This is a genomic window from Algoriphagus sp. CAU 1675 (assembly GCF_029222925.1).
Taxonomy (GTDB): Bacteria; Bacteroidota; Bacteroidia; order Cytophagales; family Cyclobacteriaceae; genus Algoriphagus.
Genome location: NZ_JARHUI010000005.1, coordinates 293,230 through 309,883 on the forward strand (window position 1 = coordinate 293,230; position 16,654 = coordinate 309,883).

Genomic DNA, 16,654 nt, shown 5'->3' on the forward strand with positions numbered 1-16,654 from the left:
TTTGGCGGAACATAAAAAGTCCCAAAACGGGATTTCTCCCAAAAAACTCTCTAATCTAAAAGTGGTAGTCCTCTGTGTAGCAGCGGCTACCACTTTTTGGATTTTAAACGCCCTAAACAAGGACGATTACACCACTATTGTGGATTTTCCAATCGAATTCCTGTACAATCAGGATCGGTATATGGCAGTGGAACCCCTGCCAGAAAGCGTACAAATTGAAATCAGCGGGAATGGCTGGGACTTGTTGAGAAAATACTTCAACGTCAATTCCACTCCCTACACCATCGAGTTGGACAATCCTGTTTCAAGGAACTTCGTTTTGACCAATGAAATAAAACGCTCCCTGAGTGAATTTCTGACTCCAACTCAATTAGTCTCCATCGTGGATGACTCTGTTTTTTTTCATATCGATCAGATCAGGACTGTCAAATTAAAACCGGTCCTCGATTCCACGACCTATTCATTGGCAAAAAATTATCGCTTACTTCAAGATCCCGAATTTTCCCCCAGCCAACTCACCGTTAAAGGTCCAACCTCCATTTTGGAAATCTTTGAAGGCCTTTACCCCGTCAAACTGGATGAAGAAAAAATCAATCAGGATTTGGAGAAAGTAGTCAATGTGGAAGTTCCCAAAGAACTGAAGGATTTCATTTCCATCCAGGAAGAAACTGTATCGGTGAAACTTGAACTTCTGGCATTTTTGGAAGGAAACAAACGACTAAAGGTCAAAAAAATCAACTTCCCGAGGACGGTTACTTTGGAAACTGATGACCCGATCATCATGATGTACTACTTGGTAGATGAAAGGAGAACCGAAGACTTGAAAGAAATCGAATTCGAGGCTATTCTGGATTTTTCCAGAAGAAACCGACAGGACTCGACTATTTCGGTACAAGTGATCCCTATGCCTTCCTATTTGGATCAAGTAAGGATAGAGCCCGCTCAACTCCAGCTCATTTATGAACAACCCTAAGCCCTTACTAATCGGTCTTACCGGGGGAATTGGTTCTGGAAAATCAACTGTTGCCCGGATTTTCCAAATTCTCGGAATCCCTGTCTATTTTGCGGATGACCGGGCCAAATGGCTCATGAATCATGATCCAATCCTTGTTGAAGAAATCAAAAAAGAATTTGGACCTGAAAGCTTTACGGAAGAAGGCTTATTGAATAGAGAATATTTGGCCAGGACGGTTTTTTCTGATCCCGAAAAAGTCAAAAAAATCAATTCATTGGTTCACCCCGCAGTTGGGAAGGATTTTAAAAGTTGGGCAGAACAGCATAAGAGCCCTTATCTGATAAAGGAAGCGGCTTTGATTTTTGAAACAGGAAGTAACAAAAGTCTCGATGCAGTGATCAATGTGAGCTCCCCCCTAAAAATCCGCTTGGCCAGAATACTGATGCGTGACCCTCACCGCAATGAAGCGCAAATCAACCAGATTATAGATCAACAGCTTCCCGACGAACAGAAAAATGAGCTGGCGGATTTCGTTATCAAAAACACAGACAACAAATTACTTATCCCACAGGTTTTGGAGGTGCATCGAAAAATTATTTCCAAGTTGTAATGTTCTTCCGCTTTCGGACTTGGGATAAAAAAGGCCCTTCGTGAAATACGAAAGGCCTTTTTATCAAATCTTATCAAACCCTAAATAGGGCTGCAACACTTTAGGCATCTTGATTCCATCAGGAGTCTGGTTATTCTCCAGAATGGCAGCTACAATTCGCGGTAGCGCTAGGGCACTTCCATTGAGAGAATGTGCCAATTGGGTCTTTTTATCACTGCCTTTGAAGCGCAGCTTCAAGCGATTGGTCTGATATGTTTCAAAGTTGGAAACAGAGCTCACTTCCAACCATCTTTCCTGTGCCGCGGAAAAAACCTCCATGTCATAAGTCAGAGCAGAGGTGAATCCCATATCTCCTCCACATAGTCTCAAAACTCGATAAGGAAGTTCCAGCTTCTGCAACAAGCTTTGTACATAGGCACTCATGCTCTCCAAAGCCTCGTAGGATTTGTCTGGGTGGGTGATTTGAACAATTTCAACCTTATCAAATTGGTGTAGTCTGTTCAATCCTCTCACATGAGCTCCCCAACTACCGGCTTCCCTACGAAAACATGGCGTATAGCCGACATTTCGGATAGGAAGATCCTCTTCAGAAAGAATCACGTCTCTATATAAATTGGTGATTGGAACTTCCGCAGTGGGGATCAGGTACAAATTGTCCGCGGTGGCAAAATACATCTGACCTTCCTTGTCCGGCAATTGACCAGTACCATATCCGGAATCCTCATTGACTAAAATCGGAGGCTGCACCTCTGTAAAACCTGCTGCAAGAGCTTCATCCAAAAAGAAGTTGATCAATGCTCTTTGAAGTCGGGCCCCTTTTCCTTTGTAAACTGGGAATCCAGCCCCGGTAATTTTAACTCCGAGATCAAAATCGATGATGTCGTATTTTTTGATCAGCTCCCAATGGGGTTGTTTGTCGGCATGCAACTCAGGTATAGTCCCATGCTCCAAAACAACCTCGTTATCCTCGGCAGATTTTCCCGCAGGAACTGAGCTATGGGGCACATTAGGAATCGTATAAAGCAATGCTTTCAGCTCCTCTTCTGCTGTAGAATTTTGCTCCTCAAGCTCTTTGATTTGTACCTTGATCTCCGCTGTTCTGTTTTTTGCTTGCTCTGCTTCTTCTTTCTTCCCCTCCTTCATGAGCATTCCAATTTGCTTGGAAATGGAATTGGATTCCGCCTGAATCTGGTCTCTTTGTGTTTGTGTAGATTTCCGGAGATCGTCCAGTTCAAGCGCCTGCTTCAGCACGGTTTCGGCATTGGGGAAATTCCGTTTTTGGAGTCCTTCCAAAACCCCGATATAGTTTTCTCTGATTTGATTAACTAACAGCATTGATTTTACTTTGAATTGAATGCAAAGATAGGGACTTATCTCACAATGATGGATTTGCTGACGGAGGAGAAAGGCCCTTCCAGCTCTTTTTCATCACCCCTGAGCAATTTTACCTTTACTTGGTAGGAACCTGAGGGAAGATTGGCCACACGGATCGGGTCCATTTGGTCAATGATATAGGAATATTCATCACCTATGGACACACTTACTTTTAAGTCATCCAAGTCCATGTCACCACCAATCACTAAAAAATCCACAATGATTTCCTCCCCCGTTTCAACAACCTGGTTGTTTCGCGGGTAGTTCACTGCCAAATAGGGCTCTGCCGAATATGGAAAAGGCCTGGAATCACCAACCTGGAAGTCCCTATCAACATAATTTCCGAAATTCTTCAAAGCAAGGCCTTCATCATCCACAAGATAGGCCACCACTCTATAACTTCCCTGGGTCAGTTCACGCTGGAAAATCGGGGTTCCAAAACCTATAGGATCCCCACCATTCAGAATATTGAAAAGTCTGAACTCTTCTGCTGAAGCTTCTTCAAAAGGATAATTTTTGATATTGAACTCGAAAGGAACCTTTCCTGGCTTGAACACTTGATTTCCGAGTGGGGAAAATAGTTCCAAAATAGCATCGGGATAGGAATCCTCCTCGGATTCATATTGGTAAAATGAAACTTTGGGAAGTGGTGTATCAGCAGGAACAGTCTCTACTGAATCCTTCATGACAGACTCATTGATCTTCTTTCGGTTTTCACTACACCCTATTAGAAGCAAGCCAAAGAAAATGAGTAAAAACAGCTTTTTGTACATATTGCAGAAAGTTTGATACTAAAGGTATTATTTTTATACAAAATTTGTGAGCGAGAGACTTAACGAAAACCTAAATAATGGAGATACTATTTGACGAAATCCCAAGCCTGGATTTGGCAGATTTTACATCAGGAACCCCTGAGCAAAAATCAACTTTTGTAAAAAAGCTTGGAGAAGCCTACCAAAATATAGGGTTTGTGGCCATCAAAAACCATGGACTTTCCCAGGATTTACAGGACAGACTCTACAATTCAATCAAACGTTTTTTTGCCTTACCCGATGAAGTAAAAAGCAAGTATGAAAGACCTGAAATCGGATTTCAGAGAGGTTATACCGGAAAAGGAAAAGAACATGCAAAAGGTAGAAATACCGGGGATTTGAAGGAGTTTTACCATGTAGGCCAGGAACTTTCCCAGATTCCGGACTCTGATCCAATCAAGAAAGAATACCCTGAAAATCTTTGGCCAGAGGAGATCCCGGAGTTTAAAAATGACGCAATAGAAGCCTATCAAACCTTAGAAAAAGCTGGGAAGGCGATGCTTCGTGCGATTGCTTTGAATCTTGAATTGCCAGAGGACTATTTCGAGGATAAGGTAGCCTATGGCAATTCGATTCTCCGCCAGATCCATTACTTTCCAATCGAAAACCCAGACATGGTCCCAGCTGATGCTGTGCGTGCTGCAGAACATGGAGACATCAACTTGATCACACTGCTAATGGGAGCAAGTGCAGATGGACTACAAGTATTGAGAAAAGACGGAAAATGGATTCCGATCACGGCATTGCCTGATCAATTGGTCGTGAATGTAGGAGACATGTTGGAAAGATTGACTAATAAAAAGTTGAAATCTACTATTCACCGCGTGGTAAACCCACCACGAGAATTGATGAATACCAGTAGATTCTCTATTCCGTTCTTTATGCATCCCCGATCCGAGATGGATTTGACCTGTCTCGAAAGCTGCATTGATGCTGACAATCCAAAACGGTTTAAGGATGCTACTGCCGGGGAGTTTTTAGAAGAAAGGCTTCGTGAATTAGGACTGAGAAAATAAAGGATGTCGGTCAAAAGGGTTAGATACTACCTGTTTTTAAGGGATATTCTTGCCCTATCGCTGACTGCATTTGGCGGCCCGCAAGCTTTTCTGGCAATGTTGCTAGAAAGAATGGTCAAAATGCGGAAATACATCACAGAAGATGAACTCTGGGAGCTAAATGCTTTGTGCAATATGCTCCCAGGTCCTTCTTCCACCCAATTGGTTTCAGCCATTGGATTTCGGGTAGGAGGTCCCAACCTAGCCTATCTGGCCTTGATTGTATGGATCATACCTGCGACCTTATTGATGACTTCAGCCGCAGCTTTGATTTATTTTTTAGAGGAAAATACCCCGGGAGCTTTGAACTTTGCCAAGTTCATCCAACCCATGGCGATTGGATTCATCATTTTTGCGGCTCAAAAAACTATCAGTAAAATGGTCCAGACTACAGAAGCCATGGTACTGGTTTTAATCTCAACTTTTATTTCCTTCTTTTACAGTTCCCCCTACGTTTTTCCGGTTTTACTGATCATGGGAGGACTTAGTACTTCCATCAAATACAAAAAACAGCCCAAGCTTGAGAAAGATAAACCTTTGGTAATCCAATGGTCCAACTTTTACCTATGGGCTGGGGTCTTGGTTTTGGCCGCTATTTTGGGTGCCGCTTTTCAGTACCAGCCGGTAATTTTATTCGAAAATTTCTATCGAAATGGCAGCTTGATTTTTGGAGGAGGGCAAGTACTTGTACCCTATTTGTACACTGAGTTCGTCGATTTCAAACATTTTCTGACTTCGGAGGAATTTCTTACTGGATACGCCATTTCCCAAGGTATCCCCGGTCCCACTTTCAGTATATCCTCCTATGTGGGTGCTCTCTCCATGCGTGAATTTGGGCTCGTGGGATTCCTTACTGGCGGTTTAATCGCAGCAGCTGGAATTTTCTTGCCAGGAATTTTCATGATTTTCTTCGTAATCCGCTTTTGGGACCAACTAAAGATATATCGTCCCGTCCGAGCTGCTTTGGAAGGCATCAACGCTGTCTCCTGTGGGATGCTGATCGCTGCGGCCTATTTGCTTTTTGAGCCTTTGGAAGCCAATATTCTAAACATTCTGATCATCCTGGCAACTTACTCCGTCCTGCAGTTCACCAAAATCTCCTCCCCCATGATTATCGCCGGTGGAATTGTACTGGGTATAATTTACAACTTGCTGATAAACTGATCCATTTTCTTCAAAAACTGGCCTTAGGAACAAGAATCGCACTCCTTGCGTTTTAATTTTCTAAATCATTCCCTATCTTTCTCTTATGCAGGCCTACGAATTTATCAATAACCTTATCCCTCCCCTGAAGCTAAAGGACAAAACAAAAATGGCCTTGGCCTGGATGGAAGAAATCCGAACCGATATATTGCCGGTGGTGGATGAGGGAAAATTTTTGGGTCTGATAAGAGATGAAATGATCTTTGATCTTAACAGACCAGAGGAGGAAATCGCAAAGATTACGCCTGAATGCCCAAAATGCTGGGTTTACCAAGACAAGCATATATATGATGTTTTGAAGGTAAGTGCAGAGCACCAATCCAACGTCGTGGCTGTGCTGAACCGAGACAATACCTATTTAGGAGTAGTAACTATGGAAGATGCCATAGCTGCATTTGCCGACAGCCTATCCATTCAATCCCAGGGTTCTGTTCTGGTACTTTCAATGAACATGACTGACTATAGCCTGGCAGAAATTGCACGGATCATCGAATCTGAGAACACCAAGGTATTGAGCTCATTCATTAGTAACGATCCTTTGGATGATTCAAAAATCAAATTGACACTAAAACTTGATCAACCAGAACTTAGGCATATCAAAGCCACTTTGGAAAGGTTTGGCTACAAAATATTGGATCATTACCAAGAAGAAGTAGGGATCAGCAGTGAGGGCGACCGGATCGGTAACTTATTGAGATTTTTAGATATTTAGGCCATGAAAGTAGCACTTCATGGCTTAACATTAAAGGTTGAGTATTTCCCCGATGTCCAGGCTCTCTTTACAGAATTAAGAAGGCACGATTTTGAGATCTTTGTTTCCCCGCATTTCGACAGGCAACTTCGAATGCATGGCAACAAAACGCTTGCCTACAAGGTTTTGGAAAAGAAAAAAGCCATGGCCCAAATGGACTTTTTGATTTCAATTGGTGGGGATGGGACTTTGCTGGATTCTGTAACACAAGTGGGGCATTTGGAAATTCCAATTTTGGGACTAAACACAGGGAGATTGGGTTTTTTGGCTACAGTTTCCACCGATAAAATCGCCGAGGCAATTGCTAATCTTGCTAGCAAAAACTATCAAATTGAATCCCGATCCCTTGTTTCCCTTCACTGTGACCGAAAATTATTCAATGGAATAAACTACGGACTGAATGAATTTACCATCCATAAGCGGGATACTTCTTCGATGATTACTGTCCATACTTATATTGACGGGCAGTACCTCAACAGCTATTGGGCAGACGGATTGATTGTAGCTACACCCACAGGCTCCACGGGCTATTCCTTGAGCTGTGGAGGCCCTTTAATTTCTCCAGAAGCCAAAAACCTGGTCATTACACCTGTAAGCCCCCATAATCTAAATGTGCGGCCTATCATTGTATCCGAAGAAAGCGAGATCAGTTTCAGGATTGAAGGCAGAACTGATAAATTCCTGATTTCCTTGGACTCTAGGTCCACCTCGATTTCATCAGATCTCAAACTGACGGTGAAAAAAGAGAAATTTTATGCGAAACTGGTGAAATTACCGGAATACAATTTCTTTGATACCTTAAGACAAAAATTAAATTGGGGCTTTGATATGAGAAATTGAGCCTCATCCGTTTAGATTTACAGGGCTTAGGAGCTTAACAAATATTAACCGCAGAAATACTAGAACGCGTTTTTTAAACGTTGGGTACTTCATAACTTGCATCGTCTTGAAAAAGGTCAATTTTCAGATTTTCAATCCTTTATTCATTTTTCTTCTGATTTATGCAGGACTTGTTTCGGAGTCCAAGGCGCAGAATTTTGAAGTAGGAGGAGGATTGGGGACTTCGGCTTATACCGGAGACATCACTAGAAAAGTTGGGCTGGACCATTTAGGTCTTCAAGGCACGTTGTTTGGCAAGAGAAATTTTGACAATGTATGGTCGCTTCGGGTGGGATTAACTATCGCCTCTCTGGGGGCAGAAGACAATGTGAGTCTCATAGACAGGGCCTCAGAGGTAAGAGATGCTTATTTTAAAGGCGGACTTGTGGAAGGCACGGCAGTCTTGGAGTTTAACTTTCTGGATTACCTTAGAGGTGATTCGCAGTTTAACTTTTCCCCCTATGCATTCTTTGGGATAGGGTATGCTCACCTCTTTGCAAAAGGGAGAACATATGAATTCAACACCGAAGAATCCTACAATGAGGGCACCGTAGTGATCCCTTTTGGAGGGGGAGTAAAGTATAAAGTAAATGACCGTTGGACACTAGCTGCCGAAGCCGGAATCCGTGCAACATTTACTGACTATCTGGATAAGATAGATAGTACCTTACCTCCGATACCAAGATTTAAGGATCAAAACGACCCCAGTCTTCCCTATGGGATCAATTTCGGCAATCCCTACGACAAGGATTGGTACTACTTTTTGGGAGTCACGATCAGCTACACTTTTGAGTCAACAAAATGCTACGCTTATTAATTAATTGAGCCTTAGGCTTAATTATTAGAAAAGAAATAGCATTTTTGTAGGCCAAAATGCGAGGTATTCGGAACCCAAGGAATGAAGGAAGTACTAGACCTAGAGAAAGTCCCCAGTCATATTGCAATAATCATGGATGGTAACGGCCGTTGGGCCAAGAAAAAAGGTGCCATGAGAATTTTTGGACACCGCCATGCAATTCAGGCAGTAAAGGATTCAATTGAAGGAGCCGAAAATCTAGGAGTAAAATTCCTGACACTTTTCTCCTTTTCCACAGAAAACTGGTCGAGACCCCAAGATGAAGTTAACGGACTCATGGAACTTTTGGTGAAAACCATCACCGATGAGGTTCCGATGATGATCAAAAACAACATCAGACTCCTAAGTATCGGGGATTTAGGTAGCCTGCCTCCGGCAGCCTTTCAAAAACTGATGGAAGCAAAATCCATCACTTCCAAAAATACCGGCCTCACCGTAATCCTAGCTCTCAGCTATAGTGGAAAATGGGAGATCGCCCAAGCAACCAAACGCATTGCTCAAAAAGTCTCTGAAGGAAAATTAGCAGTGGAGGACATCACCCAGCAGTTGGTGGCCGATCATCTGGAAACCGCCGGAATTCCTGATCCTGAACTCATGATCAGAACCTCCGGTGAATTCAGAATCAGCAATTTTCTACTGTGGCAATTGGCCTATACCGAGCTGTATTTCACCCCGGTATTATGGCCGGATTTCAGAAAAGAGCACCTGGAAGCTGCCATTCTCGACTTTCAATCTCGGGAAAGAAGATTTGGTAAAACAGGTGAACAAGTTAAATCTTAAGTTATTGATGAAAAGAAGTTTATTGATTCTGTTTTGTCTGGTATGGGCAGGTTCAGCGATGGCACAAATCAGGCTTGGCCAAAGCCGTTATGCCTCAACCCGACCGGTTGATATTCTGGAGTTGAATTATTCCAAACCCCAAACCTATAGAATCGCCGAAATAAAGGCCGTTGGCTTGACTACCTTGGATGAGGTCGCAATCCTCTCCCTTTCAGGTCTGAAAGTAGACGATAGAATCCAGGTCCCCGGAGATGCAATTTCTAATGCACTCAAAAAACTATGGAATCAAGGAATCATCGGTGACGTAAAAATACTAGTGACCAAAGTAGAGGGTGAAGACATCTATTTGCTGCTAGATCTTACCGAAAGGCCAAGATTCTCCAGAGTGGAATTTTCAGGAGTTGGAAAGACCCAGGAAAGTGAGCTTCGGGACAAAGTCAACATACGAGGAAGAGTAGTCCGTGACGATGTACTCAATACCGCAAAAAGAAATATTGAGAAATATTTCATGGACAAGGGCTACCTCAACACTGAGGTTAAAATTATCCAGGACAGAGACACTACACTTCCAAACAGTGTTAAGCTCCGTTTTGACATTGACAGCAAGTCCAAAGTAAAGATCAACGAAATACGGATTTTTGGTAACGATGAAATCCCTGACTCCAAGGTCAAAGGGAAATTAAAGAAAACCAAAGAGCACGCACGTGTTAGTGTATTCAAAGATTTGTATTCCCGAATGACTGAAGCTTCTGTTTCAGACGTGGGCAATTCCCTGTTTTACACAGATTCAGCTTCCAAGGAAGAGGCCAAATCCTACATCAACAAAAACTTCAAACTCAACTTTTTCAATGGTTCCAAGTACATCCCAAAGGAGTATAGGAACGACAAGGATAACGTAATTAACTTCTATCAAAGCAAAGGCTTTAGGGATGCCAAAATCCTGGAAGACTCTGTATACAAATTCGGTGAAGAGAAAATCAACATCGATATAGATATTGAGGAAGGAAAAAAATACTATTATAGAAACATCGAGTTTACCGGAAATTTCATCCATCCAGATGAAATCCTACATGCTAAACTGGGTATCCAAAAGGGCGATGTTTATGACAAGGAAAAACTGGATAAAAGACTGAACTACGACCCTCAAAAAGGAGATGATGTGAGTTCCTTGTATCAGGATGATGGATATCTGTTTTTCAACATTCAACCTGTAGAAGTAAATGTGGTAGGAGATTCCATTGACTTGGAAATGCGGATCTTCGAAGGCCCACAGGTTACTGTGAACAGTGTGGGGATCACAGGAAACGAACGTACTTCTGATCATGTGGTCATGCGGGAAATCCGAATTCTTCCTGGACAAAAATTCAACAGAAGTCTTTTGGTACGTACCATCCGTGAACTTTCCCAGTTGGGATATTTTGACCCGGAAAAAATCAACCCGGATTTAAGACCGAACTTTGAAGCAGCTACTGTAGATATCACTTTCGAGCTTGAGGAGCGTCCTAATGACCAAATCGAACTTTCCGGTGGTTGGGGTGGATTCTATGGTTTCGTCGGAACCGTAGGCCTGATTTTCAACAACTTCTCCATCAAAAACATCGGTAATTTCGACAAATGGGATCCACTACCAGTAGGTGATGGGCAGAAACTTTCCCTGAGAGTTCAGGCAAATGGTAGATCCTTCCAGAATTACTCAGTTTCCTTGACTGAACCATGGTTTGGAGGTAAAAAACCAAATGCCCTGAGCTTTAGCTTCAACCATTCAGTTCAGCGACAGGTTGATTTCTTCAGCAGAACCAACTTTGGCAACGAACTGGGCTTCTTTAAAATTACCGGTGCTACAATTGGGCTATCCAAGCGGGTTACTTGGCCTGATGACTACTTCAGCATCAGTAACTCCCTTCAATTCCAGATCTACGAATTTGACCAGTTTGGAACCTCCTTTGGCTTAAGCTATCCAACCGGAAAGTCAAACAGCCTTACCATTAACAACACCATTGCTAGGAATAATATTGACAACCCGATCTATCCAAGATTCGGTTCAAATATTATCCTTTCTACTTCCCTGACACCTCCTTATTCTTCTTTGAATAAAAATCTGAATTCAGAAACCACAGATCAGGAGAAATTCAAATGGCTGGAATATCATAAGTGGATGTTTGATGCGTCCATTTATACGCCGCTTTTCGGCTCCAACAAGCTAGTAGCGAGTGCTCGTGCCCACATGGGATTCTTAGGGTCTTATGGTCAGAAAATCGGTTTTATCCCGCTTGAAAGATTTGTGATGGGTGGAGACGGTATGACTTTCAACAACTTTGCCTTAGGTCAAGAAATCATCGGCCTGAGAGGGTATGAAAACCAGACCATCACACCGGGAAGAGACACCCGTGGTACTGCAAATCCTGACCCATATGGAGGGATTGTATATAACAAGTATGTGATGGAAGTACGCTTCCTGGTTTCTCCGAACCCATCTGCCACCATCTTCTTGCTGGGCTTTGCCGAAGCTGGAAACAACTGGGGTTCCTATAGAGATTTCAACCCATATGACCTGAAAAAATCAGCTGGTATGGGAGCCAGGATCTTCATGCCGGCCTTTGGCTTACTTGGGGTAGACTGGGGTTATGGATTCGATGCCATACCAGGTACTGTAAACAGAAGTGGACCTCAGTTCCACTTTACAATTGGACAGCAATTCAGATAAGCTTGAATTCAGGATGAGATTAGTTAATTTATGTCAAAATTTTCCTATTGGCCACTCGTTAAAAAGTGAAAACTGAATTAATCTCTTTGCCATGAATTATTTGCCGAAAATCGTACTTTTGCTTCTCTTTGTGCTATTTACAGGCCCTTTGGCCGCACAAAAGCTGGGATATATCGACTCCGAATACATCCTAAACAAACATCCTGACTACAAAATCGTAGAACAGGAACTTGCCAAACTGAGTACTGAATGGAAGAATGAGGCACAAAGTTTGGATAAAGAGATAAAAGAAATGTATGTGCAATTGAAAGCTGAGGAAGTCTTATTGACCGAAGAGATGTACCATCAGAAAATTGCAGCTATTAAACAAAAGGAAAAGGAATCTCAGGAATTTAACAGCAGAATATTCGGTATCAACGGACAGTACTTTCAAAAACAGGCTGAATTGCTCCAACCATTGCAGTCCAAAATTTACGACGCAATCGAACGGGTTTCCAGGAAAAACAACTTGGCCATTCTTTTTGACAAGGCATCCGTCCCATCCGGAATAATCTACACGGATCCAAGACATGATTACTCCGAATTTGTTTTGGAAGAACTAGGAATTGAAGACAACAATTAAATACAAACACAACTAATGATGAAAGTAAAATTTATCCTTTCCGCAATCGCCCTGCTTTGCGTAGGATTTGTAGCTCAAGCTCAGACTCAGGAATTGAAAATCGGGTATACCGATGTGGATTTTATCATGGATTTGATGCCAGAAATGGAACAAATCGGTGCCGATATTAGAGACTACGAAACTCAACTTCAAACCAATATCCAAACCAAAGCACAGGACTTCCAACGTCAGGTTCAGTCTTATCAGCAGGCTGCAGCTACCATGACCGAAGATGCAAGAGCTGCTAAGGAACAAGAGCTTACAAAACTTCAGCAAGACCTTCAGAAGTATGAGCAGGATGCTCAGGTTAGCTATCAAAGAAAACTACAGGAGCTTTTGGAGCCTGTACAGACCAAAGTTGTAAACGCAATCAATGCAGTAGCCGCTGAAAACAACTACACGCATATTTTTGCACAGACTGCCGGTCAGGCACCTATCCTTCTTTACACCAAGGAAGAGGACAAGTTCACTGAATTGGTTTTGGCTAAATTGGGAATTCAGCTTCCAACTCCTCCTGCAGGAAACTAAGTCGCTACTATTCTAACAGAAACCGGCATCCTGATTTTATTCGGAATGCCGGTTTTTTTATTTTTGGCTATGGCAAAAAAGAACCCCAAAGACATTATGCTTAAAAGCCAGGACGCCGTCTTGGTGGATTTTTATGCAGATTGGTGTGGCCCCTGCCAAACCATGAACCCTATCATTGAATCCGTCTTGGATGAACTGGGAGGGAAGATCAAGCTGTTGAAGCTTAACGTAGATAAGCACCCACAATTGGCTCAGCAATTTGGAGTACGGTCCATCCCACACTATGCGCTCTTCAAAAGGGGGAAAATCCTCTGGAGAAAAGGAGGAATCATGACCAAAAGAGATTTATTTCAAAGCCTTAAGGCATTTACCTAAAAAAGCTCCCTTTCAGGAGCTTTTTTAAATTTATATGAAGAATTTTAACTTGATCACTTCCTTTTCGGTGAGGAAGCGATAATGTCCCCTTTTCAGATCTTTTTTGTCCAATCCGGCAAACATCACCCGGTCCAGAGCAGTCACCTCATAACCAAGATGCGCAAATATCCTTCTCACAATCCGGTTTCTACCAATATGAATCTCCAAACCTAAAATGGTTCTGTCTTTCGAAAGCACTTGCATGTCATCCACATTTGCAGGCCCGTCTTCCAAAGTCAGTCCCTCTAAAATCAATTCCTCATCCTTTTTGGTAAGAGGCTTATCCAAGGTGACTTGGTAAATCTTACGGATCTCATTGGAAGGATGCGAAAGCTTGGCTGCCAACTCTCCGTCATTGGTGAAAAGTAACAGACCTGTAGTGTTTCTGTCCAGCCTTCCTACGGGGAATATCCGTTCTTCGCAGGCATTTTCCACCAAACTCATCACGGTCTTCCGTTCCATAGGATCTTCAGTAGTGGTGATAAAATCCTTGGGTTTGTTCAATAAAACATAAACCGGCTTTTCAGGATTGATTCTTTTTCCTTGATAAACCACCCGATCTGATTTTTTTACCTTATAACCCAACTCAGTAATCACCTCATTATTGACGGTAACCAACCCTTGGCCGATCAATTCATCTGCCTCACGACGGCTGCAAATCCCGGAATTGGCGATGTATTTATTCAGGCGGATCAAGTCAGAATCAGACTTGCTTTTTGATTTCTTGGCAGGGAGAGCATCAAAATTATACTCAGGCCGCTCCACATCTGAAATATTTCTGTTAGGTCTATTTTTGCCAAAACCACTTTTTGCCGGAGCTTTTCCAAGTGAATTCCCAGAACCCTTTTCACCATAAACAGGCTTTTGGTCCCTTCCTCTACCTAGATAAACATTTCCGGATTCAGGTCGATTTTTTGAAAATTCAGTACCGAGTTTTTTGCCTTCGAATTTCCCTTTCTTCTCAAACTTCTTTGACTTGGAATCCTCTTTACGAGTAAACCTGCCTTCAGAAGAGGAATCGGATTGCTCCCCAAAAAATCTCTTCTTTCCAAAGGATGGAGCTGGTTTGGATCCAGGTTTGAACTCGGTCTTTTTGCGTCCTCCTCTGTCCGAATATTCGGTCTTCTTTTGATCAAAAGAAGGCTTATCTCCAAAGCTTCTTTTTTTGCCAAAGCCCTTTTTTTCAGTTTTTTCAAACTTCCCTGATTTTCCAGAGGAAGGATTGTCTTTTCTAAACGGCTTCTGAGGTTCAGAACTCTCATTTTCCTGGTTGAAAAAGCGCCTTTTAGGATTGTTGTTTTTCATAAGCGTGCAGCATCACTGCTGGATTTTTGAATGATTAATAAGCGATTGAATTTCAAACGCTTAATTGGGCTGCAAAGATACTTTCATTCTAGGGATTTTTCTCCCTAGTCTGAAAAATTTACTTGTTTTTATAAAAATACTCCGTTGCCTTTCTCACTGAACCCTCCGACAACAAAAGCCCCTTTGCTTCCTCCTCACCCAAACCGGTAGCTTCCATGATCATTTTTGTACCTCTATCTACCAATTTGGCATTGGATAGTTGCATGTCTACCATTTTGTTGCCTTTAACTCTTCCCAGCTTTATCATAACAGTAGTTGAAATCATATTCAGTACCAATTTCTGGGCTGTCCCGGCTTTCATTCTGGTACTTCCAGTGACAAACTCAGGACCTACGACCACTTCAATTGGGTATTCTACTTCCTGACTCAACGGGGAATTGGGGTTGCAGGTGATACAACCAGTTAGTAAACCATTATCCCTGGCAGTCTTGACTCCACCTATCACATAGGGTGTAGTCCCGGATGCCGCTATCCCGATTATAGTATCATCACTGTTGAAGCCGTATTCCTGAATATCTTTCCAAGCCTGATTCCGATCATCTTCGGCATTTTCCACGGCCTTTCGGATTGCTGAATCCCCTCCAGCTATAAGCCCAATTACCCAATCGTGAGGAACACCGTATGTTGGAGGACATTCTGAAGCATCCAATATACCCAGTCTTCCGCTCGTGCCGGCACCAATGTAAATCAATCTACCCCCCTTTTCCATTCGAGGCACAATCTGCTCAACCAGTAGGGCAATGGCAGGAATCACCTTCTTGACAGCCTCAGGCACTCGATGGTCCTCTTTATTGATATTCTGAAGCAGATCTTTGATCTCCATCTGCTCGAGATTGTCATAATGTGAGGGGCTTTCAGTTACTTTCATAATTTTTCTTGGTGGTAAAGTGTAAGTCCTGCTATTGGACTTTCTATGATCAAATTGACATAAAGGCCAGCATCCATGGCAGCTTTTCTCAAAATATCGCTGTTATAATATGCAATGGAGCCCACAAAGTTAACAGGCTTATTTCCGTAATCTCTGTACTTCAAAACATGTTTGGCAAAGAAATCCTGGAATGAGCTATAGAAAAGATTATAGCAGTAAGGTTCACTTTTATGTTCGGTGATAAACCTGCAAAAACTTGCCATGTACCGATTGGGAAAGGGCTGCCTATACACATGATCCTGAATTAGCGCTGCACTTAACTGGAACCGGTCAATCAATTCTTCCCGAATTACTTGAGGCATTTCCTCGTTAATGAAATCAATAAGAAATTTTCTTCCCACGTAACCTCCACCACCTTCATCTCCCAAAATATACCCGGGAGCTGGTCTGGAATCAATGATTTTCTCACCATCATAATCACAGCTATTGGACCCAGTACCTAGAATGCAGGCAATTCCCGCCTGATGACCACAGGTCGCATGTGCTGCTGCAGAAAGGTCGTGATCTACTTGAATCTTGGAATTCGGGAAAATCGTCCTTAAGGCATTTTCAACTTCCTTTTTTCGGATATCTGCAGAACATCCGGCACCGTAGTAATAAATCTCTTCGATTTCACTTTCCAGATTTACCAGAAAATCCTGGCGCATCTGAATGGCCATTTCCTCGGAAGTTTGATAATAGGGATTAAAGCCTACTCCCCTATTTTGACTGACTCTTCCATCCTTGTGAATAACTCTCCAGTCTGTTTTACTTGAGCCACTATCTGCTATTAAAATCAT

At 42.5% G+C, this 16,654-nt stretch carries 17 protein-coding genes; 12 read left to right on the forward strand and 5 right to left on the reverse strand.

Annotation, left to right across the window (positions count from 1 at the left end; genetic code table 11):
• Nucleotide 1: 1 nt before the first annotated feature.
• A complete protein-coding gene (locus tag P2G54_RS13625) occupies nt 2–973 on the forward strand; it encodes a YbbR-like domain-containing protein (RefSeq protein WP_275872033.1) in 972 nt (323 codons plus the stop codon).
• Nucleotides 960–1,565, forward strand: coding sequence for a dephospho-CoA kinase (coaE, locus tag P2G54_RS13630; RefSeq protein ID WP_275872034.1), 606 nt, complete (start codon nt 960–962; stop codon nt 1,563–1,565). The genes P2G54_RS13625 and coaE overlap by 14 nt, the downstream gene beginning before the upstream one ends.
• Before the next feature lie 63 nt (nt 1,566–1,628).
• Here the strand turns inward: coaE and serS are convergent, their stop codons facing one another.
• Both serS and P2G54_RS13640 read right to left on the reverse strand, forming a co-directional pair.
• On the reverse strand, nt 1,629–2,900 hold the full coding sequence (gene serS, locus P2G54_RS13635) for a serine--tRNA ligase (RefSeq protein ID WP_275872035.1): 1,272 nt from the start codon (nt 2,898–2,900) through the stop codon (nt 1,629–1,631).
• A gap of 35 nt (nt 2,901–2,935) precedes the next feature.
• On the reverse strand, nt 2,936–3,712 hold the full coding sequence (locus P2G54_RS13640; protein ID WP_275872037.1) for a hypothetical protein: 777 nt from the start codon (nt 3,710–3,712) through the stop codon (nt 2,936–2,938).
• A gap of 74 nt (nt 3,713–3,786) precedes the next feature.
• Between P2G54_RS13640 and P2G54_RS13645 the strand changes: the two genes are divergently transcribed.
• The 10 genes from P2G54_RS13645 to trxA all read left to right on the forward strand — a co-directional run bounded on the left by P2G54_RS13645 (nt 3,787) and on the right by trxA (nt 13,543).
• Nucleotides 3,787–4,767, forward strand: a complete 981-nt coding sequence (locus P2G54_RS13645; protein ID WP_275872150.1) for a 2-oxoglutarate and iron-dependent oxygenase domain-containing protein — start codon at nt 3,787–3,789, stop codon at nt 4,765–4,767.
• Nucleotides 4,768–4,770: 3 nt separating this feature from the next.
• Nucleotides 4,771–5,970 carry a chromate efflux transporter gene (gene chrA, locus P2G54_RS13650; RefSeq protein ID WP_275872039.1) on the forward strand — a complete coding sequence of 400 codons (1,200 nt, stop codon included), beginning with the start codon at nt 4,771–4,773 and terminating at the stop codon, nt 5,968–5,970.
• 85 nt (nt 5,971–6,055) lie between these two features.
• A complete protein-coding gene (locus P2G54_RS13655) occupies nt 6,056–6,721 on the forward strand; it encodes a CBS domain-containing protein (protein WP_275872040.1) in 666 nt (221 codons plus the stop codon).
• A gap of 3 nt (nt 6,722–6,724) precedes the next feature.
• On the forward strand, nt 6,725–7,600 hold the full coding sequence (locus P2G54_RS13660) for an NAD kinase (RefSeq protein WP_275872042.1): 876 nt from the start codon (nt 6,725–6,727) through the stop codon (nt 7,598–7,600).
• Between the two features lie 106 nt (nt 7,601–7,706).
• The gene (locus P2G54_RS13665; RefSeq protein WP_275872043.1) at nt 7,707–8,456 is read left to right on the forward strand and encodes a DUF6089 family protein; all 750 of its coding nucleotides are present in this window, start codon (nt 7,707–7,709) and stop codon (nt 8,454–8,456) included.
• 81 nt (nt 8,457–8,537) lie between these two features.
• Nucleotides 8,538–9,275 (forward strand): isoprenyl transferase, encoded by a 738-nt coding sequence (locus tag P2G54_RS13670; protein WP_275872045.1) that lies wholly within the window; start codon nt 8,538–8,540, stop codon nt 9,273–9,275.
• Nucleotides 9,276–9,282: 7 nt separating this feature from the next.
• Nucleotides 9,283–11,979 carry a POTRA domain-containing protein gene (locus tag P2G54_RS13675; RefSeq protein WP_275872047.1) on the forward strand — a complete coding sequence of 899 codons (2,697 nt, stop codon included), beginning with the start codon at nt 9,283–9,285 and terminating at the stop codon, nt 11,977–11,979.
• A 91-nt stretch (nt 11,980–12,070) separates the two neighbouring features.
• Nucleotides 12,071–12,601 carry an OmpH family outer membrane protein gene (locus P2G54_RS13680; protein WP_275872048.1) on the forward strand — a complete coding sequence of 177 codons (531 nt, stop codon included), beginning with the start codon at nt 12,071–12,073 and terminating at the stop codon, nt 12,599–12,601.
• Between the two features lie 15 nt (nt 12,602–12,616).
• Nucleotides 12,617–13,168, forward strand: coding sequence for an OmpH family outer membrane protein (locus P2G54_RS13685; protein ID WP_275872050.1), 552 nt, complete (start codon nt 12,617–12,619; stop codon nt 13,166–13,168).
• 69 nt (nt 13,169–13,237) lie between these two features.
• Nucleotides 13,238–13,543: a thioredoxin gene (trxA, locus tag P2G54_RS13690; RefSeq protein WP_275872051.1), complete on the forward strand. Its 306-nt coding sequence runs from the start codon at nt 13,238–13,240 to the stop codon at nt 13,541–13,543.
• A 30-nt stretch (nt 13,544–13,573) separates the two neighbouring features.
• Here trxA and P2G54_RS13695 read toward each other — a convergent pair whose 3' ends face one another.
• From P2G54_RS13695 to P2G54_RS13705, 3 genes are all read right to left on the reverse strand, one after another.
• The gene (locus P2G54_RS13695; RefSeq protein ID WP_275872053.1) at nt 13,574–14,887 is read right to left on the reverse strand and encodes a pseudouridine synthase; all 1,314 of its coding nucleotides are present in this window, start codon (nt 14,885–14,887) and stop codon (nt 13,574–13,576) included.
• A gap of 118 nt (nt 14,888–15,005) precedes the next feature.
• Nucleotides 15,006–15,815, reverse strand: a complete 810-nt coding sequence (murQ, locus tag P2G54_RS13700; protein ID WP_275872054.1) for an N-acetylmuramic acid 6-phosphate etherase — start codon at nt 15,813–15,815, stop codon at nt 15,006–15,008.
• The gene (locus P2G54_RS13705) at nt 15,812–16,654 is read right to left on the reverse strand and encodes an N-acetylglucosamine kinase (protein ID WP_275872056.1); all 843 of its coding nucleotides are present in this window, start codon (nt 16,652–16,654) and stop codon (nt 15,812–15,814) included. Before P2G54_RS13705 ends, murQ begins: the two co-directional genes overlap by 4 nt.